At 38.3% G+C, this 24,425-nt stretch carries 24 protein-coding genes; 5 read left to right on the top strand and 19 right to left on the bottom strand.

Annotated elements, in window-relative coordinates; translation table 11 throughout:
• Positions 1-12 precede the first annotated feature (12 nt).
• The 7 genes from AC1M83_RS07730 to lgt all read right to left on the bottom strand — a co-directional run bounded on the left by AC1M83_RS07730 (position 13) and on the right by lgt (position 5,044).
• Positions 13-1,083, bottom strand: a complete 1,071-nt coding sequence (locus AC1M83_RS07730) for an Lnb N-terminal periplasmic domain-containing protein (protein WP_481588672.1) — start codon at positions 1,081-1,083, stop codon at positions 13-15.
• Positions 1,084-1,109: 26 nt separating this feature from the next.
• Complete coding sequence (locus tag AC1M83_RS07725) at positions 1,110-1,622, bottom strand: dihydrofolate reductase (RefSeq protein WP_481590374.1); 513 nt, start codon at positions 1,620-1,622, stop codon at positions 1,110-1,112.
• Positions 1,623-1,715: 93 nt separating this feature from the next.
• Positions 1,716-2,558, bottom strand: a complete 843-nt coding sequence (gene thyA / locus AC1M83_RS07720) for a thymidylate synthase (protein ID WP_481588673.1) — start codon at positions 2,556-2,558, stop codon at positions 1,716-1,718.
• 192 nt (positions 2,559-2,750) lie between these two features.
• Complete coding sequence (locus AC1M83_RS07715; protein ID WP_481588674.1) at positions 2,751-3,242, bottom strand: lipocalin family protein; 492 nt, start codon at positions 3,240-3,242, stop codon at positions 2,751-2,753.
• A 146-nt stretch (positions 3,243-3,388) separates the two neighbouring features.
• Complete coding sequence (locus AC1M83_RS07710) at positions 3,389-3,640, bottom strand: hypothetical protein (RefSeq protein ID WP_179998671.1); 252 nt, start codon at positions 3,638-3,640, stop codon at positions 3,389-3,391.
• Between the two features lie 132 nt (positions 3,641-3,772).
• Positions 3,773-4,144, bottom strand: a complete 372-nt coding sequence (locus tag AC1M83_RS07705; RefSeq protein WP_180028342.1) for a hypothetical protein — start codon at positions 4,142-4,144, stop codon at positions 3,773-3,775.
• 84 nt (positions 4,145-4,228) lie between these two features.
• Positions 4,229-5,044 carry a prolipoprotein diacylglyceryl transferase gene (lgt, locus tag AC1M83_RS07700; RefSeq protein WP_481590373.1) on the bottom strand — a complete coding sequence of 272 codons (816 nt, stop codon included), beginning with the start codon at positions 5,042-5,044 and terminating at the stop codon, positions 4,229-4,231.
• Positions 5,045-5,137: 93 nt separating this feature from the next.
• Between lgt and AC1M83_RS07695 the strand changes: the two genes are divergently transcribed.
• Positions 5,138-5,941: an NRDE family protein gene (locus AC1M83_RS07695; protein ID WP_481590372.1), complete on the top strand. Its 804-nt coding sequence runs from the start codon at positions 5,138-5,140 to the stop codon at positions 5,939-5,941.
• 27 nt (positions 5,942-5,968) lie between these two features.
• Here AC1M83_RS07695 and AC1M83_RS07690 read toward each other — a convergent pair whose 3' ends face one another.
• The 4 genes from AC1M83_RS07690 to tatA form a co-directional block, all read right to left on the bottom strand.
• A complete protein-coding gene (locus tag AC1M83_RS07690; RefSeq protein WP_481588677.1) occupies positions 5,969-8,176 on the bottom strand; it encodes a PhoX family protein in 2,208 nt (735 codons plus the stop codon).
• A 165-nt stretch (positions 8,177-8,341) separates the two neighbouring features.
• Positions 8,342-9,124: a twin-arginine translocase subunit TatC gene (gene tatC, locus AC1M83_RS07685; protein WP_481590371.1), complete on the bottom strand. Its 783-nt coding sequence runs from the start codon at positions 9,122-9,124 to the stop codon at positions 8,342-8,344.
• Entirely contained in the window at positions 9,121-9,585 is a 465-nt protein-coding gene (tatB, locus tag AC1M83_RS07680; RefSeq protein WP_051586559.1) for a Sec-independent protein translocase protein TatB, read from the bottom strand. The genes tatC and tatB overlap by 4 nt, the downstream gene beginning before the upstream one ends.
• 15 nt (positions 9,586-9,600) lie before the next feature.
• Positions 9,601-9,828, bottom strand: a complete 228-nt coding sequence (tatA, locus tag AC1M83_RS07675; protein WP_035266725.1) for a Sec-independent protein translocase subunit TatA — start codon at positions 9,826-9,828, stop codon at positions 9,601-9,603.
• A gap of 172 nt (positions 9,829-10,000) precedes the next feature.
• On the opposite strand from tatA, the gene AC1M83_RS07670 reads away from it, so the two are divergent.
• Complete coding sequence (locus AC1M83_RS07670; RefSeq protein ID WP_092766755.1) at positions 10,001-10,876, top strand: AEC family transporter; 876 nt, start codon at positions 10,001-10,003, stop codon at positions 10,874-10,876.
• Here AC1M83_RS07670 and rdgB read toward each other — a convergent pair.
• Positions 10,873-11,502 carry an RdgB/HAM1 family non-canonical purine NTP pyrophosphatase gene (gene rdgB, locus AC1M83_RS07665; protein ID WP_092766756.1) on the bottom strand — a complete coding sequence of 210 codons (630 nt, stop codon included), beginning with the start codon at positions 11,500-11,502 and terminating at the stop codon, positions 10,873-10,875. The genes AC1M83_RS07670 and rdgB overlap by 4 nt on opposite strands.
• 241 nt (positions 11,503-11,743) lie before the next feature.
• Between rdgB and AC1M83_RS07660 the strand changes: the two genes are divergently transcribed.
• Positions 11,744-12,052 carry a GNAT family N-acetyltransferase gene (locus tag AC1M83_RS07660; protein WP_092766757.1) on the top strand — a complete coding sequence of 103 codons (309 nt, stop codon included), beginning with the start codon at positions 11,744-11,746 and terminating at the stop codon, positions 12,050-12,052.
• Between the two features lie 42 nt (positions 12,053-12,094).
• Here the strand turns inward: AC1M83_RS07660 and AC1M83_RS07655 are convergent, their stop codons facing one another.
• The 7 genes from AC1M83_RS07655 to AC1M83_RS07625 all read right to left on the bottom strand — a co-directional run bounded on the left by AC1M83_RS07655 (position 12,095) and on the right by AC1M83_RS07625 (position 22,006).
• Positions 12,095-12,685, bottom strand: a complete 591-nt coding sequence (locus AC1M83_RS07655) for a tetratricopeptide repeat protein (RefSeq protein ID WP_180028340.1) — start codon at positions 12,683-12,685, stop codon at positions 12,095-12,097.
• On the bottom strand, positions 12,682-13,275 hold the full coding sequence (gene metW, locus AC1M83_RS07650) for a methionine biosynthesis protein MetW (protein WP_092766759.1): 594 nt from the start codon (positions 13,273-13,275) through the stop codon (positions 12,682-12,684). The genes AC1M83_RS07655 and metW overlap by 4 nt, the downstream gene beginning before the upstream one ends.
• Positions 13,275-14,435, bottom strand: a complete 1,161-nt coding sequence (gene metX / locus AC1M83_RS07645; protein ID WP_092766760.1) for a homoserine O-succinyltransferase MetX — start codon at positions 14,433-14,435, stop codon at positions 13,275-13,277. The genes metW and metX overlap by 1 nt, the downstream gene beginning before the upstream one ends.
• Positions 14,436-14,536: 101 nt before the next feature.
• Positions 14,537-16,234 (bottom strand): 2-isopropylmalate synthase, encoded by a 1,698-nt coding sequence (leuA, locus tag AC1M83_RS07640; protein WP_481590370.1) that lies wholly within the window; start codon positions 16,232-16,234, stop codon positions 14,537-14,539.
• A 317-nt stretch (positions 16,235-16,551) separates the two neighbouring features.
• Complete coding sequence (locus AC1M83_RS07635) at positions 16,552-17,235, bottom strand: Fe2+-dependent dioxygenase (RefSeq protein ID WP_180028368.1); 684 nt, start codon at positions 17,233-17,235, stop codon at positions 16,552-16,554.
• A 64-nt stretch (positions 17,236-17,299) separates the two neighbouring features.
• Positions 17,300-19,591 (bottom strand): TonB-dependent receptor, encoded by a 2,292-nt coding sequence (locus tag AC1M83_RS07630; protein ID WP_180028339.1) that lies wholly within the window; start codon positions 19,589-19,591, stop codon positions 17,300-17,302.
• A 276-nt stretch (positions 19,592-19,867) separates the two neighbouring features.
• Complete coding sequence (locus AC1M83_RS07625; RefSeq protein ID WP_180028338.1) at positions 19,868-22,006, bottom strand: TonB-dependent receptor domain-containing protein; 2,139 nt, start codon at positions 22,004-22,006, stop codon at positions 19,868-19,870.
• 265 nt (positions 22,007-22,271) lie between these two features.
• Between AC1M83_RS07625 and tig the strand changes: the two genes are divergently transcribed.
• Both tig and clpP read left to right on the top strand, forming a co-directional pair.
• Entirely contained in the window at positions 22,272-23,603 is a 1,332-nt protein-coding gene (gene tig, locus AC1M83_RS07620) for a trigger factor (RefSeq protein WP_180028337.1), read from the top strand.
• A 192-nt stretch (positions 23,604-23,795) separates the two neighbouring features.
• On the top strand, positions 23,796-24,407 hold the full coding sequence (gene clpP, locus AC1M83_RS07615) for an ATP-dependent Clp endopeptidase proteolytic subunit ClpP (protein WP_035265270.1): 612 nt from the start codon (positions 23,796-23,798) through the stop codon (positions 24,405-24,407).
• The last annotated feature ends 18 nt before the right edge of the window (positions 24,408-24,425 follow it).

The following is a 24,425-nucleotide window of genomic DNA, read 5'->3' as shown; positions in this document are numbered from 1 at the left end:
TCAACTGATACGCTAAGGTGCAAGCTCTGGCTGACTCTGAGGGAGACCCAGACGAATCAATTTTGAATAATTTTCACTACTTTGATATTTAAATTGATTAAATTGGTCTGTTCTTGGGTTGACATGTGCCTTGTTGTACCATGTTTTGATATCCCAATGATGTTGTAATGCCCCCAAGTCATACAGATAATTAGGTAAATAACCTGAGGCTAATAATCTGTAGTCCACTGGCAGTTCATGTTTGGAAATCGCTTGAACCATATCAAAAACCAAAGTGGTGCAGTTACTGGTCAAGGTGTTATACCATTTTGGTTCTTGATTAAGTTGATCTGCTTGCTCTAAATATTCCTCAAATAAAGCTTTCATTTCAGCAGCTTCCATGTTGATTGGGAAAAAATAGACCTGCTCATTACGTACATTGCTACGTGTATAAATAATGTCTTTCTCGTCAGCAGCAACTAAACTGACTTCGTACTTTCTAAAAAAACCACCAATAGCAGAGAACTCTTCATCTTTTTCTTTGCGAATTTCAATCGAAAAGGTCAATGGTTTAGAGTTTTTGAAATCAAAGCTGACTAAAGTGTGGGCGATTTGTGGTCCCATCCAATATGAAGTAATGATGTTAATGCCACTGATTTGATTCAAATCAATCTGACGTGTATCCCAGCGTTCTTGATAGGTTCCGTCTTCATTCCATGCAAAATTACGCACATTGTGTAAAGTGACCCAATCACCTTGACGTTCATAATTGAGAATTCTTGCGACTTCAGGATTCCACTCACGGTCTTGTTTGGCAGGGATGCTAAAATACCAAACTAAACTGAACGCAAAAAAGACAATGTATAAGACGACATCTTTACTACGGCTAAAAAAATGTTGTGTTGCATATATGCCTAAAACACTTAAGGCAAAAGCGCCCCAAAAGCCAATGATAATACGACTGACTAACCAGCCAAATGGCTCTTGAACCCATAAGGCCATACATAACCAAATCGAAGAGAAGATGACAAATAAACTAAATAGGGAGTGAAAAGCTCCCTTTGCAAGTGCAAGAATAAACTCTCTTTTACCGATGTTATGCATTATTATTGGCTATATGTTAGAAAGCTTTATTTTTGGTAGGTTGCGAACTCAAATGCAATATTTGTTTTGTCATCAATATGTTGCTCTGATGCCACTTTTTTAAATTCAGGTGGAATCTCGGGATAATGAGCATCACCTTGAACGTCTAATTCAAGATGCGTGAGTTCTAAGCGATCCGCAATAGAGATCGTTTGGCTAAAAATTTCTCCACCACCTATGATAAAAATAGATCCAGGCTTTTCTGAAGCTTTTACATCATGGACTGCCTGCTCAAGTGCACTCTCGATTGTATGCGCGATTTTTGTTCCTTCAAATTGCCATGACGTATCTCGTGTAATGACCCAATTTACACGTTTAGGAAGCGTTCTACCCATAGACTCAAGTGTTTTACGTCCCATCACCACAACACCACCTTGGGTAATTTCTTTAAAATGTTTGAGATCAGCTGAAATATGCCATGGCAAATCATTTCCTTTGCCAATACAACGTTGCTGATCCATTGCAACGACGTGTACGACTTCTAAACCTTGAAATGCCATGATTATTCTTCCAGCGAATATGAGTTAAAGAGGGAAATGTAAAGTTGGATCACGATTAGTATCAACTGTGATCCCAAAAGACATTAGTTAAAATCAAACCGCAACAGGTGCTTTAATTGCAGGATGCGATTCGTAATTTACGATTTCAATATCTTCAAATTTGAAATCAAAAATATCTTTAATTTCGGGATTCAGTTTGAGTTGGCACAATGGAAGTGGTTCACGTGTTAATTGAAGTTGTGCTTGCTCGAAATGATTGGCGTAAAGATGAGTATCACCACCTGTCCAAACAAAATCACCGACTTCTAGATCACAGACTTGCGCAATCATATGGGTGAGAAGTGCATAACTTGCAATATTAAATGGAACGCCAAGAAAAACATCAGCACTACGTTGATAAAGCTGACATGATAATTTTCCATCCTGAACAAAAAACTGGAAAAGCGTGTGACAAGGAGGGAGTGCCACTTGTCCAGCTTCTTTTGGGTTCCAACCTGATACGATTAAACGACGGGAGTTTGGATTGGTTTTAATTTCATTAATTAACCATTTGATTTGATCGAAACCATCTTGCTCGTATAAACCATCGTCTTTTTTAGTTGCACCAAAGTTACGCCATTGGTGTCCATATACTGGACCTAGCTCTCCTTCAGGACGTCCAAAACGAGCAGTCTGCTCAGCTGTCGACCATTCATCCCAAATTGTAACTTTATGATCTTGGAGATATTTAACATTGGTATCACCTTTAAGGAACCAAAGTAATTCAACCACGATTGAACGGAAGTGAACTTTCTTTGTGGTCAGTAGAGGAAAACCTTTAGAAAGATCAAAGCGCATTTGATGACCAAATACAGAACGAGTACCTGTACCAGTACGGTCACCTTTATCACCGCCATTGTCGAGGATATGTTGTAGTAGGTCTAAATACGCTTTCATAAATTTCCTGATCGATTTGAATGTGGCATTTGAAGAATAAACCAATGCCAAAAATTTCATTGGCATCAGTTTATACTAAAGAAGCATGCTTTTTAATATCTTCCTTACGGAATAGAATCTTTGAAAGCGAGTAATTAAAGAAATAAGAAAGCACCCTTTAGGGTGCTCTCATTTAACTCAAAATTTTAGGGCTTAAGTAGTTTTGTGTCCTGTATGTACAGTATGAATTAAATCGCTTAGGTCATAACCAATGGATTGAGCATATGCAAGATACGCTTGTTTGATAGATTCATTTAACACAGGTTCACGGTGCAGAATCCAAAGATATTTTTGATTAGGTTCACCGACTAAAGCAGTTTGATAATTTTCATCGATCTTAAGTACCCAATAGTCACCTTTAGTGAATGGAATCCAACGAAATCCTTCAGGCAAAAAGCTGACTTCTAATTTGCCATGTGCAGCATCTACGACTGTGGCTTCGCCAATAGACTCATCCAGTTCTTTGTTGCCATCAAGACAACGATTTTGAACACGTACAGTTCCATCGCTGTTTAAGGTATAGACTGCCGAAATATCCGTACTGTCTTCAGGTTGATGCTTCATTGGTAACCGTGCAATCTCATACCAAGTACCTAAATAGCGTTCAAGTTGGAAGTTAGATACGGTCGTTAAATTTTGACTCATTATGATGTACTCCATTTAATCTAAATTAGATACATCCTTTGAGTATAGGCACAGTTTTGGAGTAGAAATAATACTGTTCTGTAGCAAAGCGTTAAGTGAGTGCGATTAATTTATATTTATTTTCATTTGCTTAGTAGTTTTGAAATTCAGCGGGGTGTACGAGATGCATATAAACTCACTACGAATAATCCCACTGCGCTATAACCCATGAGTTGTACAAAAAGTGCAAAAAACTCTCTGCTATTTTGAAAGTTCAGCGCTGAAAGCATGAAGATAAAAAATACAATCAAGATGAAAGGACTAAAAGCATAATATGCTTTCAGCTGATGCTTTAGACGCTTAGATTGGATCAAAACATGATGAATAATGTGTAGACTTAAGCCTAAACATAAGCTCATTAGTGTCGATAGAAAATCAAGTTTTTTAATTTCAGCTGTCAACAGAATCACTACACACGTTGATATACAAATGATCAATTTAAGCCTGCGTGTGCATCGTTCCGAATACCAGAAATTTAACATAATGAAGTCTTAATGCTGATGTTGATGAAGTAGAGACAGTGGGGAAAATAAGCAAATAGATAAAGCCATAAATCCTAATCCTTGAACGCCAGGTAAAAGAATTTCTCCATCTTTTGCATGCATGAAAATCAAGGCAAGTAGCAGAGCGATAGGAATCCAAGTAAATAATCGGTACATCAACCCTGTTGGATGGTGTGAAGCGAAATGAATTTTACAGTAACGGCAAATAAGAAAAACGATACCTGTGCCCACAAACATTAAGATGGCATCAAAGTTAAGCGGTTGCATCCAATATAACGTAGCGGTAGCACTCGCGATCAAAATAAAAAATAAAGCTTTGTGCTGTATTGAAACTTTAGGATCAAACCAAAACTCGAGCATAGTAATCTGAATCAAAGTAAATAAGTCAAAACTCTAGCACAAAAAAAGGTGAACAAGATGTTCACCTTTGAGGGCATGATTTACTTATTTGCCATTATTTTGTAGAGGACCCCAGTCATATACTTTCTTTTGGTAGGCATACCAAAGCATCCATAGGCCGATGAGAATCATTGGAACTGTAAGGAATTGTCCTTTGCTCATCCATCCGATAAATAATTGACCATTATCTGGCTCACGGAAGAATTCAACTGTGAAGCGAGCGATACCATATCCAATTAAGAATAGAGCAGAAACAGCCATGCGTGGACGAGGTTTAGAACTAAACCACCACAGAACAATAAAAAGAATCAAACCCTCACAGAGTGCTTGGTAAAGTTGGGATGGATGTCGTACGAGTTGTAAAGGATCTGTAGGGAAAATCATACCCAATGCGAAATTTGGATCTGTGACTTGTCGGCCATAAAGTTCGCCGCCAATAAAGTTGCCAATACGACCAAACATCAGACCTGTTGGAACACATGGGGCAATAAAATCCAGTGTTTGGAACCAAGTCATTTTGTATTTTTTACACCACAATAACATGGCAAACATGACACCTAAGAAGCCGCCATGGAAGCTCATGCCACCTGTCCAAACTTGGAATAACCATATCGGATTTGCAAGGAATTGATCAAAACCATAAAAGAACACATAGCCTACTCGACCACCAATCACGACACCTAATGCACCGTAAAAGATGAGATCAGAGACCATGTCTGGTGTCCATCCTCGTTGCTTAGCACGGAATGTTGCCAAGCCCCACGCAAATAAAAATGCGAGTAGATACATGAGTCCATACCAGTGAACTTGTAATGGACCCACAGATATTGCCACTGGGTCAATAGAAGGATAGGTCAGCATTGCTTTTCCTTTATATTATGTTTTGTGTCGATTCTAACGGAAAGACTGAAAAAATGTTGTACATTCAATGTGTAAAGTTCTAAGGATGCAACGATGTGTATTGTAGCAATCGCATGGCAAGTGTTGGATGAAACACCATTATGCTTAATTTCAAATCGGGATGAGTTTTATCACCGACCTGCTTCACAAATTCATAAGTGGGAAAATAGCCCAATTATTGCAGGTCAAGATTTACAATCTGGTGGGACATGGATGGGGATTACTGCTGCAGGGCGTTGGGCACTTGTGACAAATTACCGTGATGCAAATGATAAGAAGGAATATCTAACTTCAAGAGGACATATCATTCAGCAATATCTGGAGTCTGAATTAGCACCGATCCGATTTGCCCAAGAATTAGAAAAAAAGCAATGTGATTACGCTGGATTTAACCTTTTTATCGGAACCTCTGATCAAGCGGTTTATATGAGTAATCGTGGTGAATCTCCACAAGTTCTTGCCAAAGGTGTATATGTGGTTTCCAATGGTGTATTAAGTGATCCATGGGAAAAAACCAAACATTTGCGTAAACGCTTTACACAAGAGTTCTTACCATTATTGCAATTAAATCCCAATGCTCAAAAAGCGTATGATTTAGAGTACGCCGTTTGGGATATCTTACAAGATGAAAGAAAAATTGATTTAGATTTATTACCTCAAACAGGAATATCAGTGGAAATGGAGCAGCTGTTATCTTCTACTTTTATACGAAGCCCGATATATGGAACACGATGCTCAAACTATTTATTGATGAAAAGAAATCAATGGACTTGGCTTGAAAAAACGCAGCAAGGTACGCATCAGAATCACATAGTCAAAATTGATTTGCATCTCTCAAAAAAAATGCCGACATCGTAGTCGGCATTTTCTATTTCAATGTTTGAATTAAGCAGCAGGAGTGTTTTCTTTCTTTTCTAGACTTTCCCCAACAATCTCGCCACCATCTTTACGAGTAATCACGACCGTCGCAGAGCGAGGACGTGTACCTTTACCACCGCTGATACTATTGCTGTGATTTGCAGGCCAAGTACCACCAGGATGCTGAACATTCACAAAAATAGCTTTATAGTCTGGTGTCATCGTTACACCTGTAATTTCACAGCCTGAAGGACCTGTTAAAAAACGACGTAACTTTGAATCATCAAGCTGTGCGCCAGCAGGAGTAAGTTGAGTGGCATTATTTGAACCAGCATTTGCAGAAGTCACTTTACCATCACTTACTTGACCTGGAAGTGCAGCGAGCATCATGCAATTCGTTTCATCTGTATAAGCGCCATCATCAGTTTGTATCCACAAGACACCACGTGGATCAAACCATAGACCATCTGGACTTGAGAAATCATTTGCTGATGTGAGTCCAGATAGGTTTACACCTGGAAGTGAATCTTCTTCTGCGCCAAATAAGAAGATATCCCATACAAATGTTTTTGCTGTAACAGTATCACCAGTTTCACGGAAACGAATAATATGTCCGTTGATATTCCCGCGAGGAGTACCACCTTTATCATTATCAGCATAGTTACGAGGGTTAGCAGCATCAATTGTATGCTCACTTCCACGTAATGAGTTATTGGTTAAGGTGACATAAACCTCACCATTCTCTGGGTTTACTGCAACCCATTCTGGACGATCCATTTTGGTTGCACCAACTGCATCACCTGCTAAACGGGCATTTACCAATACATCAGCTTGATCTGTAAATTTGTATTTTGAATAACTAGCAATTAATGGATTGGAGATATTGAGTTCAATCCACTCACCAGACGTCTTTTGAGTTGCTTCATTAAAGTTAAATTTAGCAACATAGAATTTACCGTTATTCATATATTTATCACCAGCAGCATAACCGCCGTTGATATCTTTAGGGTCCCAAACCGCATCTGAAACAAATTTATAGATATATTCGCCTTGAGAGTCATCCCCCATATAGAAGGCTAGTGGTTGCCCAGGAATGGCACGACTCACACGGCAATCTTCATGAGCGAAACGTCCAAGAGCTGTACGTTTTACTGGGCGCTGACGACCATCAAATGGGTCAATTTCAACAATCCAACCAAATGTATTTGGTGAGTTTCTAAAATCTTGAGTTGCAGAAGATGCAGAGACTTTGGTTAACCAGCGCTCATAGACATCTTGAGGGAATAGTTGTGCTTGAACAGTGTGCCACTTATAAGAACTATTTGAAGCAATTTTATAACGTTTTAATGACTCCAAATCCTTTTCAGAACGATCTTTGTCATCGCGAGTAAAGTATTGGTTAAAGTTTTCTTCGGTGGTTAAGTACGTGCCCCAAGGCGTATAACCGTTACCACAGTTATTGATCGTACCTAATGTAAATGTGCCTTCTGGACTGATCTTGGTCTGCACCAATTCATGCCCTTTTACAGGACCAGCGAAATCGATTGGTGTTGCAGCTGTAATTCGACGGTTGAATACAGAGCGTTTATTTAGAGTGACTTGTTGAGTTGTTGGATTTTTTTGTACTTCAATCACTGAAACGCCGTGACAGTTGATTTCACGTAATGCTTCATCTTCAGAACGAATATCCGCTGAAATGGTATTATTCGCTGGATGTAAAATTGCTTTGTTATCTACATATTCATGGTTGAGTACCAGTAAACCTACATTTGACTCATTTTGATCATAACGGCTATTTTTCATGCCGAAATATGTCATACCGTCATGACATTCACCTGAACGCATGGTAAATGAAGCACCACTCGGAATATTATCTGCATCCCATTCAGGCATACCTTCAAAAAGCGGGTCTCCTAGTGCATAAATAACACGTGCTTCATATCCTTCAGGCACTGTGAATTCATTTTTAATATTTTTATCAACCGCTTTAAATGTTAGTTCAGTTGGCGTTTTTGATTTGTCGAATTCAGGTAGTGAAGGATTTGAGTTGTTATTGTCATTGTCGTCACTGTTACAGCCTGCGACTGAAGCCGCTACTGTCAATGCTACTGCACCACCAGCAGTCTTCTTGATGAGATCTCTACGCGTAATTTGCTTTTCAAGTAAATGGTGAAATTCTGGATTCCCCGAATCATTGCTATCGTAATCATCGTTAAAAGGTGTTAAATCAGTCATGTTCGTTCCTAGCATCTTGCTTGGTAGTTTTTAGCGTCACAAACAACTTAATGCGGAATCATGACAATCAAGTGATAGATTTATGTCAGTTGAATTAAGCTTTTATTTAAAGAATATGAAAAAGGTGAGTATTAATACTCACCTATATTAAACAGCGGAAAGATATTAAATAGTAGACTTTGCTCTTCTATTTTCGAGTAATTTTCCAAAGAAAAGCCCCAATTCAAATAACATCCACATTGGTATCGCCAACATAATCATCGATAGTGCATCAGGTGGCGTCACAAACATAGAAACGAAGAAACAACCTACAATAATAAAACGTCTTTTTTCAACCAATTGTTCTGTGGTAACTACCCCAATCAAAATGAGTAATAAAGTCACAATTGGAATTTCAAAAGTTAAACCAAAAACCAAGAATAACTTTAAACAGAAACTCAGATAGCTATTAATGTCAGTCATGGGTGCTACCGTTTCAGGTGCAACGCTAATGAAAAAATGTAAAATCGAAGGGAGGGCTACAAAGTAAGCAAAAGCAACACCCGCATAAAATAATGTAATACTTCCGATGAGTAATGGTAGAGCTAAAGCTTTCTCATTTTTATATAGCGCCGGTCTGACAAAAGCCCATATTTGATAAATGATAAATGGCATGGCGATCATTAGAGCAACGAAGAAGTTTAACTTAAATGGTGCCATAAATGTCGCGGTGACATCCGTTGCAATCATTGATGAATTTATTGGGAGTTGAGCTCTAAGAGGCTCAGACATCATTTGATAGCTTTGATTTGCAAATGGTAATAAACAAAAGAATAAAACGAGAATGACCCCAACTATTCTAAATAAATATTTTCTTAAAATAATAAGATGCTTGGTTATTGGCATTTCTTCAAGCTGAGGATTATCTTCATTTGAAGAGATGATATTTGGGAGAGTATTGTGACTCATACTGCCTCCGCTAAGACTACATACGGTTTATTGTGTTGCGCCGAATTTTGAATATGAATAAAACTTTGCTTAGGTGTAGCGTGTCCTCTAAAAGGAACTGCTGTACTTTGCTGAACGCTTAAATACACATAAATAGATCTTGTTTCAGAGAGAACCTGTTGATCGATAGGTGGATTTAAATATTCATCGCTTAATACTGTGTGTTTTTCAATTTCCTGCATTTGCGCTTTCATTTTTTCTTCTAATTCTTGAATGCGCTTCATTTCAGTCTGCATTTGTTCTTTAAGTTCAGACATTCTTAGTTCACGATCAATATCATTTTGTACATTGCTGACCATACGCTTAATTTTGCCATACCATTTACCAGCAAATCGCGCACCCTCAGGAAGCTTTTCAGGTCCAAGAACAAGCAATGCAATGATGCCAAACATTAATAGTTCAGCCATACCAATATTCAGCATTACTGTTACCTACCTTTAATGTTTCGCTGTTGAGTTCAAATCATGAGATGTTTGATGTTCAATCGTGCGTGGTTCTTTTAATTGAGCAGATGTGCTCTGGTCTTCGTCATCCTTAATTGATTTTTTAAAATCTTTAACCGCACCACCAACATCTTTACCCAAATTTTTTAGCTTAGACGTACCGAACAAAAGTAAAACGACAATTGCGAAAATAAGTACGTGCCAAATTGATAATCCAGCCATGATATATTCCTTATTGAAAATGATCTTGAATGATTTCAACAGTTCTTTATGACAGCAAGTTGACGGAATTATTTCAGTTTGAAGTCATGGATTTTTTATGTGTGCAAGAGACTTATTCTGAAGTGAAATAGATGTTGTGCTAAGATGAGAAAAAATCTATTTCATATTTAATATGGTTCTTCTACTCCCACTAGTCTCCTTTCTCATCGGCTATTTTGGCGTAGAATATTTACAAAAAATTCGTCCCTTTATGGCGATGTTGTTGGCGAAAGTGCTGATTCCTCTCATCATTATTTACAATATGGTGTTTTACCAAGAGGGCAGTATATGGTTGATGTTATTTAGTTTTATCGCTTCATTTTTGCTGTATTTATTTGTTTATTACCGTACAAAAGACAAATTAGTCTCCTTATGTTCCAGTTACCTGAACATGGCTTGGCTTGGCTTTCCATTTGCATTCGCTATTTTTGGTGCGCAAGCATCTAGTCCTATGGTTGCACTTTATGTCGGGGGCTCTATTTTTGGTAATATTTGTGCAGTGACCGTATTAAGTGCTGAAAAGCAGTCTGCGATGGAGATTTTGAGAAAATTGACTTTCTCTCCACCGATTTTAGCTTTATTAGTTGCTGGTTTTCTTTCGTTATGGAATGTTAGTCATTTTCAGCAGAATGCAATGATTCAATCATTGTATATATTGGATAAGTGGTTAATGACCTTTACAGGGATGTGTATCCTTGGGATGTGGTTATCTCAAGTAAAAATTCACTTGTCCGATTTAATTGAAAGTTTAAAACTTGCTTTGATTAAATTTCTATTTGGTTTAGTGTGCTGTGCGGTAGCCTATTTTCTTCTACCGATTCCTCACGAACTGGTTGTTATTGCACTGATGTCTATGTTTTTTTTATTACCACCCGCAGCGAATATTGTTGCTTTAGAAACACATTATTCAGGAACAGGTGTTTCAGCCCAATATATCGCAGCGGGTACCATCGTAAGTTGCATGACAATTGGTTTATTTGCCATGGTTTATCATGGACTGATCGTTTAGTTCGTTTCGAGGCTTGCTTTGAATAACTGCATGGCTTGACCACGATGACTGATCTTATTTTTGTCTTCTTTGGTCATTTCAGCGCTACTAATATTGAGTTCAGGTAGCCAAAACAGTGGGTCGTAGCCAAAACCATTTTTGCCACGTGCTACTTCCAAAATTTCACCTTTCCAGATTCCTTGGAAAATCTGAGGTAAAGGATCTTCAGCGTGTTGAACTAAGGCGAGTACACACACAAACATCCCTTCAATCACGTCACCATTGTTACGTAATGGTGCTAAATCTGCCAGTAATTTAGCATTATTGGCAGCATCATCGCCATGCTCACCAGCATAACGTGCAGAGTAAATACCAGGAGCACCACCAAGTGCAGGGACGCAAATACCTGAGTCATCTGCTATAGCTGGTTTACCCGAAATCTTAGAAGCATGTCGTGCTTTGATAATGGCATTTTCTACAAAACTTAACCCATCTTCCACCGCATCCTCAATGTTCAGTTGTCCTTGAGGCACAACGTTAACAGGGAGTTTTAATTCTTCAAATAACTTTTCGAACTCAGCTATTTTCCCTTTATTGTTGCTCGCTAAAACCAAAGTACCTTGATCTAACCAATCTTTAGACGCCATGTTGAATCACTTTCTGTTTCAAATTTGAAGCTATTCTAACGGATATTTGCGATGATACAGATGAACTCATCTTTAAAATAACCAATCATTAAACATGAGAAATTTAAATAGCATTCATATTCGTCAAGCAGAGATCGCAGATGTTGAAAATATTGCGTCCTGTATTGCTTTAGCTTTGAACCACTTTGATGAAATACCAAAAAGTAAGTCCCTATTTTCAAAATAAGCTCTTGTATCGCACATCAATCATCAAGAGATAAAATACTTTGTTGCAGAATTAAAGCAGTCGCTTGTTGGGATGATTGCTTACAAACAACCCACTCATATTTTTCATTTTTTTGTTCATCCAAATCTGCAATTTCAAGGCGTTGGAACTCTTTTATTTAATTATGTGTTAGATCAATTAAATCAAACGGAGATCCAGCAGATAACAGTCAATGCGCATATAGGGGCTGTTCATTTTTATAAAAAATTAGGTTTTACTTCACAGAGTGAAGTGGACATATTCGAAGATCTGAAATTCATAAGAATGAAGAAGATGATCGAATAAAAAAAGCACCGATAGGTGCTTTCTTCAAACTTATAAGCGTAATTAACGGCTTTGAATCCATTGATCAGCACGATCACGTGCAGTACGAATTTGTTCTGGTGTCAGGTTGGCAGCCAAAGCCGTCTTTTTTGTCTCAGACATATTGATCACTTTATTATCTAACATGCCATCACGTGTAGAAAGCTCATACCATTGGTAAGCACTCATATAGTTTTTCTTTTGCTCTTCCATAACGGCTAAATTGAAGCTTGCACGATTGTCACCATGACTTGCTGCTTTTTCGAAGTATTGGCGAGCTAAGGTTTCATTTTTAGCAACACCAATACCGTCAGCATACATACGACCCACATTCAGCTGAGCAGATGAAATACCTTGATCGGCTGCTGCCTTATACCAAACGAAAGCTTGCTTTAGGTCTTTAGCAACATCTTTACCATGTTGATAATGTGTTGCCAAATAAAACTGGGCAGCCGGTTGACCTGCTCGAGCAGCTTTTTGGAGCTCAGATACAGGCATACGTGAATACTGTGCAGCTAGTGCAGAAGTTGATGGCTGTTGAGGTACATAATCTGCATGAACTTGGAAACTCAACAACCCTAGAAATAATGAAGTACCTAAGAATAACTTTTTCATAGAGCGCTCACTCGATAAATCGCGACCTCGCCAAACAAGTTCGGGATATGCTTGCTGAGCAAACTCCCTTGTTGATTCCCATTCACGGCTAAACGGTCAATAATTTTAATTTGATTCTCAGCACAAAGTGCTTCGAAATCCTTAAACGTGCACAGATGGATATTTGGAGTGTTATACCACATATAGGGTAAGGCATCCGAAACAGGCATTTTCCCTTTTAAAGCAAGGAAAGAGCGTGTTTTCCAGTGTGCAAAGTTAGGAAAAGTAATAATTGCTTGTTTCCCAACACGCACCATATCGCGCAAAAGCACATCAGGTGCATCTACAGCTTGCAAAGCTTGTGCCATGACAACATAGTCAAATGACTGGTCTGCAAAGCGTCCCAAACCGAGGTTCAAGTCTTGTTGGATGATATTTAACCCTCGACTGACTGCAATTGCAATCTTTTCTTGATCGATTTCTAATCCGTATGCACGAATGTTGTGCTTTTTGCTCATATGAGCCAGTAACTCACCATCGCCACAACCAAGATCTAAAATGCTTGAATCAGGTTTAATCCATTTTTCTGCAAGCTTCTGATCGATACGCATTACACGGTCTCCTTAGGGGTTGAAGCAAGATGGTCTATACCACCTAAGAAAGCCCTTAAAGTTTTGACATATAAAGGGATAGGGAACAAGAACGAGTCATGACCTTGTTCTGCATCAATATCAACATAGCTCACAGGCTTATGATTGGTAATCAATGCATCCACAATCTCAACAGATCGGGAAGGAGAGAATCTCCAATCCGTAGTAAATGAAATCACAAGGAATTTACATTTTGTATTCGACATTGCTTTAACTAAAGATTGTTCATACTCACGAGAAGGATCGAAGTAATCCAAAGCTTTAGTCATGATCAAGTAGGTATTCGCATCAAAGTTACGACTAAATTGTTCACCTTGATAGCGAAGATAACTTTCAACTTGGAATTCAACATCGAAACCATACATGAATTTGCCAGATTTTAAATCACGACCAAATTTTTGTTTCATGGCTTCTTCAGAAAGGTAGGTAATGTGACCTACCATCCGCGCTAGAATAAGACCACGTTTAGGATAGCTGTCTTTTTCTAAATAGCGACCATGATGAAAATCAGGATCAGACAAAATGGATTGGCGCGCGACCTCATTAAACGCGATATTTTGCGCTGAAAGTTTAGGTGCACTGGCAATAATGACACAATTATTTAATCGGTCAGGATAATCTACAGACCACTGAAGTGCCTGCATGCCTCCCAAAGAGCCACCAATAATAGAGTGCCAAACAGTGATACCAAGACGATCAGACAGCATTGCTTGAGTTTTAACCCAATCGCGCACGGTCACTAATGGAAAATCTGGACCATAAGGACGATTTTCATTTTCAGGATTTGGGGAGGTTGGTCCTGTTGATCCGTTACAACCACCAATATTGTTTAATGCCACCACAAAAAATGTATTGGTATCAATTGCTTTGCCTGGCCCAATACAAGCATCCCACCAACCTGCTTTTTTATCATCTTCATGGTGATAACCAGCAGCATGATGATGACCAGAAAGCGCATGGCAGATCAAAATTGCATTAGATTTATCTGCATTGAGTGTGCCATAAGTTTCGACCATCAATTCGAAACGTGGTAAAACGCGGCCACATTCTAATGCGAGTGGTTCTTCAAATTGGAACTTTTGTGGAACAACAATGCCCACTGAGTCAGCTGGAAAAGACACAGGATAAATTCGCCTAAAATCTTAAGTATGAATAAATAAAAGGATACCACTTGAGGGTATCCTTCTAAAGTCATTTTCGTGCTAAATATTATTGCTAATATTTATACTGCCGCAGCGATCACTTGATCTGTGCTCAAAACACCTTGATCAATTAAACGATTTGTACATGCAATAATTCCTTCAATAGATGAAGTCACGATGTTGTCATGTACACCAGCACCGAATGCTGATTTACCTGTACCTTTGACTTGAAGTTCAATTAGTGCCAACGCTTTAGCATTTGCACCAGAACCAATGCTACGTTCTTCATAGTTCACAACATCGATTGGCAACTGTAAAGCATCTAAAATTGCAGAGATTGGTCCGTTGCCTTCACCACGTAGATGTTGAACTTGACCACCGACTTCAATATCTAATTCAATGACTTGATTGCCATTTTCATCAGATAATCGATAGTTTTGCGCGACATAATGTTTATCTTTCTGATTTACATATGTACTTTGGAATAAACTCCAAATTTGCTCAGCAGAAACTTCTACGCCTTCTTCGTCAGCTACCTGTTGCACGACTTGCGAGAACTCAATTTGTAAGCGACGTGGTAATACGACGTTGTAGTTCGACTCTAACAAGTATGCGATACCACCTTTACCTGATTGTGAATTGACACGAATGACTGCGTCATAATCACGTCCCAAATCTTTAGGATCAATTGGTAAGTAAGGCATGTCCCAAATTTCTTCGTTTTTCTGGAACTCAAAGCCTTTTTTAATCGCATCTTGGTGTGAGCCAGAAAATGCAGTAAATACTAAATCACCCGCATATGGATGACGTGGATGAACGGGTATACCTGTACATTCTTCAATAGTAGAAATGATTTCATTAATATTTGAAAAATCTAGATTTGGAGCGACACCTTGGGTATACATATTTAATGCAATCGCTGCAACGTCAACGTTACCTGTACGTTCACCATTACCAAATACACAACCTTCCACACGATCAGCACCAGCCATGATCGCTAACTCGGATGCTGCAATACCGCATCCACGGTCATTGTGACAGTGTACAGAAATAATGACACCATCGCGGCGTTGTAAGTTGCGATGCATCCATTCAACTTGGTCAGCGTAAACATGAGGCCCAGAAACTTCAACAGTTGCGGGTAAATTCAAGATAACTTTATTATCTGGGCGAGCATCCCAAATTTCAGTGACAGCATCACAGACATCTTTTGCAACTTCTAATTCAGTTGCGGTAAAGCATTCAGGAGAGTATTGGAACACCCATTCAGTTTCAGGATATTGCGCTGCATACTCTTTCACTTTCTGAGCCGCATTCACCGCTAAAGCTTTCGCACCCGCTACATCAACATTCAATACTTTTTGGCGGAATGTTGGTGAGTTTGAATTATAGATATGCACTATTGCACGTTTTGCGCCTTGTAATGATTCAAATGTACGTTGAATTAAGTGATCACGAGCTTGAACTAATACTTCGATATATACATCATCTGGAATATGATTTTCTTCGATTAATTTACGGGTGAAGTCAAAATCAATCTGTGAGGCAGATGGAAAGCCAATTTCAATATGTTTGAAACCAATTTTCACCAACATTTGGAACATCTTGAACTTTTGTTCAATGTTCATTGGTTCGAAAATAGCTTGGTTACCGTCACGAAGGTCGGTGCTCATCCAGATAGGCGCTTTATTAATTTCGTTATTTGGCCATTGACGGTCAGGTAAGTCTACACGTTGGTACATGCGACGGTATTTTTTGCTTGGATCAGCCAACATCATGAGATAACTCCTTTCATAGCACAACATGCTTGGGTCTTGTGTAAAGGCACTGCGCTATTTATATCGATTGTGTCTATTCTATCAATTTACAAGTGGCTTACTGCATCATTTTGCTGAATTCTCTAAAAATCTTTTGAATATATAGAGCTTAGCTATACCGTCACAGTGCTTGTAAATTCTTTCTTTTATTATAGTGCGATCTTCAAGAGAATTATTCCCTGATTTAGATCAAAGTATGATGAATGTGAAATTTTTTTTCACAATATATTTTTTTTTAATAAAATTTTTCATTATAAAAATTAACGATGAAAAATAAATTAGAGTTCTGCCCATTTTCGAATTAAATTGTGATAGAGGCTCGTGAGTTTGATGACTTGCTCATGTTGATCTCCTAATGCCATACGAAGTTGCTGAATAGATTGATCTAAAGTAAATAACATATGTCGATTTGAATCATCTCGAATCATACTTTGTACCCAAAAAAATGATGCCAAGCGACAACCCGATTGGATAGAAGTGACCTCATGTAAGCTAGTAGATGGATAAAGTATCAAATCTCCTGCAGGGAGTTTGACTTCGTGATATCCATAAGTATCTTCAATGACTAATTCACCGCCGTCATATTCGTGCGGATCACTCAAGAATAAGGTACAAGATAAATCTGTTCTCAAGCGTTCTTGTGAGCCTTGAACTCTGCGAATCGAGTTGTCGACATGAAAACCGAATGATTGATGCTGTTCATAGCGATTAAACAGAGGGGGGATGATATCTAGTGGAATTGCTGCTGATAAGAATAAAGGATGTTGACCTAGGGATTCTAAAATAATATCACCTAGATGTTTGGTCAGGGGATGATCATTAGAAAGTTGCTGATTATGTTTCACTGTTGCAGAGAGTGTTCCAGCTGTTACCTTTCCATTGACCCAATCTACTTTAGACATTTCTTCACGAAAATATCGAACTTGTTCGGGGCTTAGAATATTTGGAATATGATGAATCACTACGATCACTCACTGCTTTAGGTGATGAAAAGCATAGCTCGTATAGAGCTATGCTGAAATGAAATTAAAACTTGAAATTTAAAGACAATACAGCATTTCGACCTTCAGCTTCAGTTGCATAATGTGAAGCATAAGCTTTCGTGAAATAACGTGTATCTGAGAGATTATTGACGTTCAATTGAAGATCAATATCTGAATTTACTTGATAGCGAGCCATGGCGTCATAACGAACATAGCCTGGTACAAATTTGGTATTTGCAGCATCTCCATACACTCGATCCATAGCTAAAACACCAGCACCTAATTGTAATTTAGGGAGAACTTGGTAAGTTGTCCACAAAGTGGCAGAGTGTTTTGCGACATTTTGGACTTGGTTACCATTAGTTGGGCTAGCCGAATAACTTCCATCGCTATTTTTGACATAACCTGCATCAACAATTTCACTATCTAAATATGTGTATCCTGCAGATAAAGCCCATTTATTTGTGATATTGCCGTTTAAGCCTAATTCAACGCCATCAACACGTGTCTCACCAATATTTCTTGTAAATCCATCACTATCTAAAGCGCGAGTATTTTCTTTTTCTGTACGGAAAATAGCAGCTGTAAGATTAATTCTGTTATTCAAAAGGTCCCATTTGGTTCCGATTTCATAGGTTTTGACTTCTTCAGGTTTGAGGTTGTTAATTGCTCTTGCTTGTGCATCAGTTGTATTGCGTCCTGGGACACTTAACCCTTCTGAACCATTACCAGCATCGATTCCAACGGGATTAGCTGAAGTCGCATAGCTTGCATAAATTGATCCATTTTCTCTTGGTTTAAAGGTTAATCCAGCTTGATAATTGAAGAAATCGTGTTTTGAATTATATTTTGTTCCTGCTTGAATTGCTGAAGTGCCTGAACCAGTATCTTGATTGTATTTCATTTCAGTTTCGAATTCATCCCAGCGAATACCAAGGTCAAGGAGCCACTGAGGATTAAGCTCAATATTATTTAGGGCATATACTGATTGTGTTTCAGATTTAATCTTCATGACATTTGGATTCGCTTGAACTTTACCTAGCCAAGCATCATTCGAATTGGGGTTATAAAGATCAGTACACCAACCATTTGAAATATTTAATGAGCATGCATTATTAGCACCACTACCGCCTATTAACGTGGTATTAGGGTCGGTTACAATGTTTGTGCCGCGTTCAGAATCTTGTTTACTGTATTCAGCACCCAAATTGAAATTATGTTTTATGATGCCTGTTTGGAATTTACCTGTTAATGCGAGTTGATCTGTAAAACTGTCAGTGTTTGTTAGGTTGGTATTTAGACGACGCCAAACTTTTCCATTTGCGACGTTGCCCTGACTGTCATCTGGTTGAGTCCATAAGTAATTATTTTTTGATTTGCTATAGACAGCAGTATTCGTCAAGCTTAGATTTTCGCTAAAATCGTGCTCTAGCTTAAGGGTCCCACTTTGATTTTCTTGCTTTTGAAAATCACGATTTAACCAACCGTAGTATGTACCCTGTTTAACATCAACGGGTGAGCCGACGGTCGCTTTTCTGTCAGTGTCGTATTTATATGGAATACCTGAATCTGGCTTATCATCAGACTTTAGGTAGTAGTAGGCTAGTGTCGCTCGAGTGGGCGTGTCTAACCCAAAGCTAATACTTGGTGCAATACCAGCACGTTCATATTCAGCGCCATTATGTTGTCCCGCTTTTTCATTCTGGTGACCCATTGCCACGACACGAGTCGCAATACCATTCCCAAAATCTTTATTTGCATCTAATGTGATACGTGCATAAGCATCAGTACCGCCAGCAACAGAGCCTTGGAAAGCATCTCCAGATTTGGCTAATTTGGAAATTAGGTTAATACTACCACCCGTAGAACCTCCACCACCTAAAGTAGAGGCGGAGCCTTTGGTGACTTCAACCTGTTCGACAGCAAACATTTCACGGTTTTGAGAAGTAGAGTTTCTTACACCGTCAACGTACATTGAACTTTCAGAGTTATAACCACGGATAAATGGACGGTCACCATTTGGGTTGCCACCTTCGCCCGCACCAAGTGTAATTCCTGGAACAGTTCTTAAAGCATCAGACAGCGTAGTCACTTGAGTATCTTGTATCTGTTTTTGAGAAATAACAGAGATTGATTTTGGGGTATCGAGTAAGGGAGCAACGTATTTAGCGTTTGAGGATTTGTCGACTTTAAATGACTGCTCTGATTGAGCCTCTGATTTAATTGTTTCTAAATGCGCTGTATCTTCTTGTGCAAAAGTTTGACCTGAAATAACAGCCAATGACGTTGCTATAGCAGATGAAACGATTTTTTTACGTGTTGTGATAAAGGCCATGTTTAACCTGATATGAATTTGTTTTCAGGTTGAGAATAATAATGATTCTTTTTTAGCTTTAACGGATCTTAAAATTGATATTTGCGATTTAAGTCAAACTAAATAACGGAAGCTTAAATGTAATAATGTAATATTATGTATATAAGTAAATGAATTTAAATAATATTGGAAAAATTAAAGTTTCTACATTTTTGTATGGCTATTTTTAATAGGGAATTTTATTAAAATAAAAAACCCTGCTAGCGCAGGGTTTTGCTAGAGAGAATCTACCTAGAATTAGAAATCATATGAAATAGATAACCAGTAGTTACGACCAGCTAAGTATGTGCCTTCAGAGCTACGTCCAATTGAAAGATATTTATAAGCTTGTTGAAGATCGCCGTTAATATCTACATATTCCATATTTTGAGTAAAGTCTTTATCCAATAGATTGTTTACTGCAGCATTAATACGAATTTTATCGTTCAGTTGATAACTTGCACCAAGATTAAATAAATTATAACCAGAAAATTCGTTATTGGTTTGTTCCAAAATACTAATTGAGCCAGCGTCTGTAGGTTCACTAGTAAATCGAGGACGACCAGATTGATATTCATGTTGTAACCATAGGTCTAAAGAGTCATTAATGTGCCAAGTAGATGTTAGGCTAGCTAAATGTTTCGCAGTAGACTCTAAAGCATATCCTTTGTCTTGACCTTTAGTTATTTCTGAATCGGTATAGGTGTAAGCCGCTTTTAAGCTCCATTCTGGAATAATTTGATAATTTAGGGATGTCTCTAAACCATAAATTTCTGCTTCATCCGTGTTGAAACTCTTGCTATAAGAAGTTGCTTTATCACTAAGATTAGAGCAATCATTGGTGTTACAACTGAACGTTCTAGAAACGATCTTGTCTTCAACAACGTTGAAGAATGCAGTTGCTGTAAGGTTAAAATTATCAGAAGGTTGATAATTAAATCCAAGCTCATAGTTGATTGATGTTTCAGGATCTAAATCTGGATTTCCAAGACTCGGTGTAGCACCTTGACCACTATAACCATTGATTCCGTCGTAAAGATCCTTAGCGGATGGTGTTTTATAACCTGTACTTACGCCACCTTTGATCGTTAGTGCATCATTGGTGTTCCAAACTAAATAAGCCCGCGGACTAAATTGTCCACCAAATCCGCTATGATCTTCGAAGCGACCACCGAATGTGAAAAATAAGTTGTCTTTGAGTTGCCATTCATCTTCAGCGTAGAGAGACCAAGTATCCTGTGTAAATTCTTTTCCTATACCTGCAATATCATCTGCAATGGTTGTATCTTTGTATTCAGTACCAACTGTTAATTTATGACTTTTGATTGGTGCAACAATATGAGAGTCAATCACAAGATCTTTATTTTCGAGTTTTCGAGCTTGACCTGCTAACTCTGGGAATGCATCTGTTGGAATGGTGCGACCTTGGGTCTCTGTTGTGTTATGGCTTAGATAAGTTTTCCACAAACCAAAATCATAGTTACCATCATGACCAAGTGCAAATTGAGTTCGATTGAACTCAAGCTCATCGTTATAGCCTGCGATACCACCACGAGAAATAAAGTTTCCTAAACGTTGATCTGTGTTGTCATAGCGTTGGCTAGAATAAAAACCATCGATCCATAAAGCATTTTGTTCATCTAATTTAAAGTCTAATTTTGCACCATAATCATAATTATCTGCTTTAGTTGGGCGTGGATCACGGCTAGTCGAACCCTCAACAATACGTTCAGAACGTTGACGATCCAAATAGCTACCTCTTAATTGTAAACCTAAGCGGTCATTAATAAGTGGACCATTAATCACAAAACTAGATTTCCAAGAGTCTGCTTCAGCATTACTTTCCATAATGTTGCCACTCGTTGTGACATTTGCTGACCACTGATCTGCAACTTTTTTAGTAATGATATTGATCACACCACCCATTGCTTCTGAACCATAGCGAGTAGCCATTGGTCCACGGATAACTTCAATTCTCTCAATAGCGGCTAGAGGCGGTAAAAAACTATTAGAGGTTTCACCAAAGCCATTAGGTGTTACATCTGATGAGGTTGTTTGACGGCGTCCATCAATAAGAACTAAGCTATAGTCATTACCAAGACCACGCATCTTAACGTTAAGGCCAGATGTTTTCCCAACTCCAGAACGAATATCAATACCAGGGACATCTGATAAAAGATCAGCGATGCTTGTCGCATTTTTCTTTTCAATATCTTCTTTAGTTACAACACTAATAGATGCAGGTGCATTTTTAATATCCTGCTCAAAACCCGCAGCAGAAACGACAATTGTCGAAAGTTGATGAGCACTACTTTCATTTGAGGTATTTGCAAATGTTACACCGCTAGACAAAGCGAATAATGCAACTGTAAGAGGTTGAAGCTTAAACTTACTCATATTATGTTCTTCCGCTGGTATGAGTGATGCTTGAGGGCATGATCAAATTTGATGCAAATATTAATGATAAACTTTATCATTTGCAATAAAAAACAAACAATAATTAAGAAATATGAATTGAATATGGTCAAACCTTGTGAGCAAAAAAATATTCTCAGGTTCATAAAAAAGATGGTTTGAAAAAGGTATTTTGTATATCTTTGATTGTTGTCATATAATGTGGCACTTTAAAAATTGCAATTACTATTTCTATATCGAGGAAGCCATGCAAGTAACTTCTGAAGCGGTTTCGGGCGTAGCCCGTCGTTTAAATGTATCTGTACCGACGAGCCGTGTTAATGAGCAATTCGAAGCTCGTTTAAAACGTACTGCTAAAACAGTTAAGATCAACGGCTTCCGTCCAGGTAAAGTGCCTTTAAATGTTGTTCGTCGTGAATACGGCGCGAGTATTTACCAAGAAGTGGTAAATGATGTTATTCGTGACACAGTATTCGAAGCAATTCAACAAGAGAAAATCAATGCTGTAGGCATGCCTAACATTGAAAAAGTTGAAAACAAAGAAGATGCTTTAGTTTATGAAGCAACTGTTGAAGTTTACCCAGAAGTTTCAGTTAAGTTTGACGGTTTAGAAGTTGAACGTAAATCTACTGAAGTAAATGATAAAGATGTAGATCAAATGATCGAAAATCTTCAAAAGCAACGCGCGACTTGGACTGAAACAAAAGGCATGGCTAAAAAAGACATGCAAGTTACTTTTGATTTCGAAGGTTCTATTGACGGCGAAAAATTTGAAGGTGGTTCTGCTGAAGACTTCAAACTTGTATTAGGTTCTGGTCGTATGATCCCTGGCTTCGAAGACGGTATCGTTGGTATGAAGAAAGGCGAAGAGAAAGTAATTGATGTAACTTTCCCTGAAGATTACCAAGCAGAAAACCTTGCAGGTAAATCAGCTCAATTCAAAATCACAGTTAAGCTTGTTGAAAAACAAAAGCTTCCTGACGTAGATGCTGAATTCCTAAAAATCTTTGGTTTAACTGAAGAAGAAGGTGTTGAGAAGTTAAAAGCTGACGTTCGCAAAAATATGGAACGTGAAGTGAAAAACGGTCTTCGCAATCAAGTGAAAGGTGCAACTTTTGATGCGCTTGTAGCTGCAAATGAAATCGAAGTACCTGCATCTATGTTGTCTCAAGAAATTGACCGTCAACGTCAACAAATGATCCAACAGTTTACTCAACAGTTTGGTGCTCAAGGCGCTAAAGCATTTGATTCAAGCATGCTTCCAGATGAATTATTCAAAGAGCAAGCTGAAAAATCAGTAAAATTAGGTGTTTTGGTGAGCAGTATTCTTGCTGAAGCAAAAATCGAAGTTGATCAAGCACGTGTAGAAGCTTATATCGAAGATATGGCGACTTCTTATGAAGATCCTACAGAAGTTATTGAATACTTCAAAAATGATAAGCAACAACGTGCACAAATCGAAGCTGTTGTTTTAGAAGACCAAGTTGTAGATCACATCTTAGCGTCTGCTAAAGTAACTGATAAAGCTGTTAGCTATGAAGAATTGTTGAAAGAACAACAAGCTCGTCAACAAGGCTAATCGGTTATCCGAAGGAAGAGGCGCTTAACGCGCCTTTTTTCTTGTAAAAAATATGGATCAACTTGTCCTGTATTCACAAAGCCTAATTAAAAAATATCTGATATTTAATGGTGAATATTTTGCATTTTCGACAATTATCCCTCATATTGTGAAAATGTATTGAGTGACAAAAAATTCAGGAATAAATAACGTATGTATGTTCCAACAATTGATAATGCTTTGGTTCCAGTTGTCGTAGAGCAATCATCTCGTGGTGAGCGTTCTTTTGATATTTTCTCGCGTCTTTTGCGCGAACGTGTAATTTTCTTAACGGGTGAAGTTGAAGACAATATGGCGAACTTAATCGTTGCGCAAATGTTGTTCTTAGAAGCTGAGAATCCAGAAAAAGATATTCATCTGTACATTAACTCACCTGGTGGTTCAGTGACTGCGGGTATGGCAATTTACGATACGATGCAATTCATCAAACCAGATGTCGTGACATATTGTATGGGCCAAGCAGCCTCAATGGGCGCTTTTTTATTGAATGCTGGTGCTAAGGGTAAACGTTACTGCTTAGAAAACGCTCGTGTTATGATTCACCAACCATTGGGTGGTTTCCGTGGTCAAGCTTCAGATATTGAAATTCATGCACGTGAAATTCTATTTATTAAAGAGCGTTTGAACCGTCTAATGGCTGAACACAGTGGCCAAGATTATGAAACTGTTGCACGTGATACAGACCGTGATAACTTTATGACCGCTCAAGCTGCAAAAGAATATGGTTTGGTCGATGAAGTTTTAACGAAACGTCCGCAACTTTAAGCTGTAAAGCATAGAAAT

Source organism: Acinetobacter sp. 25-47-130, assembly GCF_056779705.1.
Note: the sequence above shows the minus strand (reverse complement) of the source record. Positions and strands in the feature narration are given on the sequence as shown.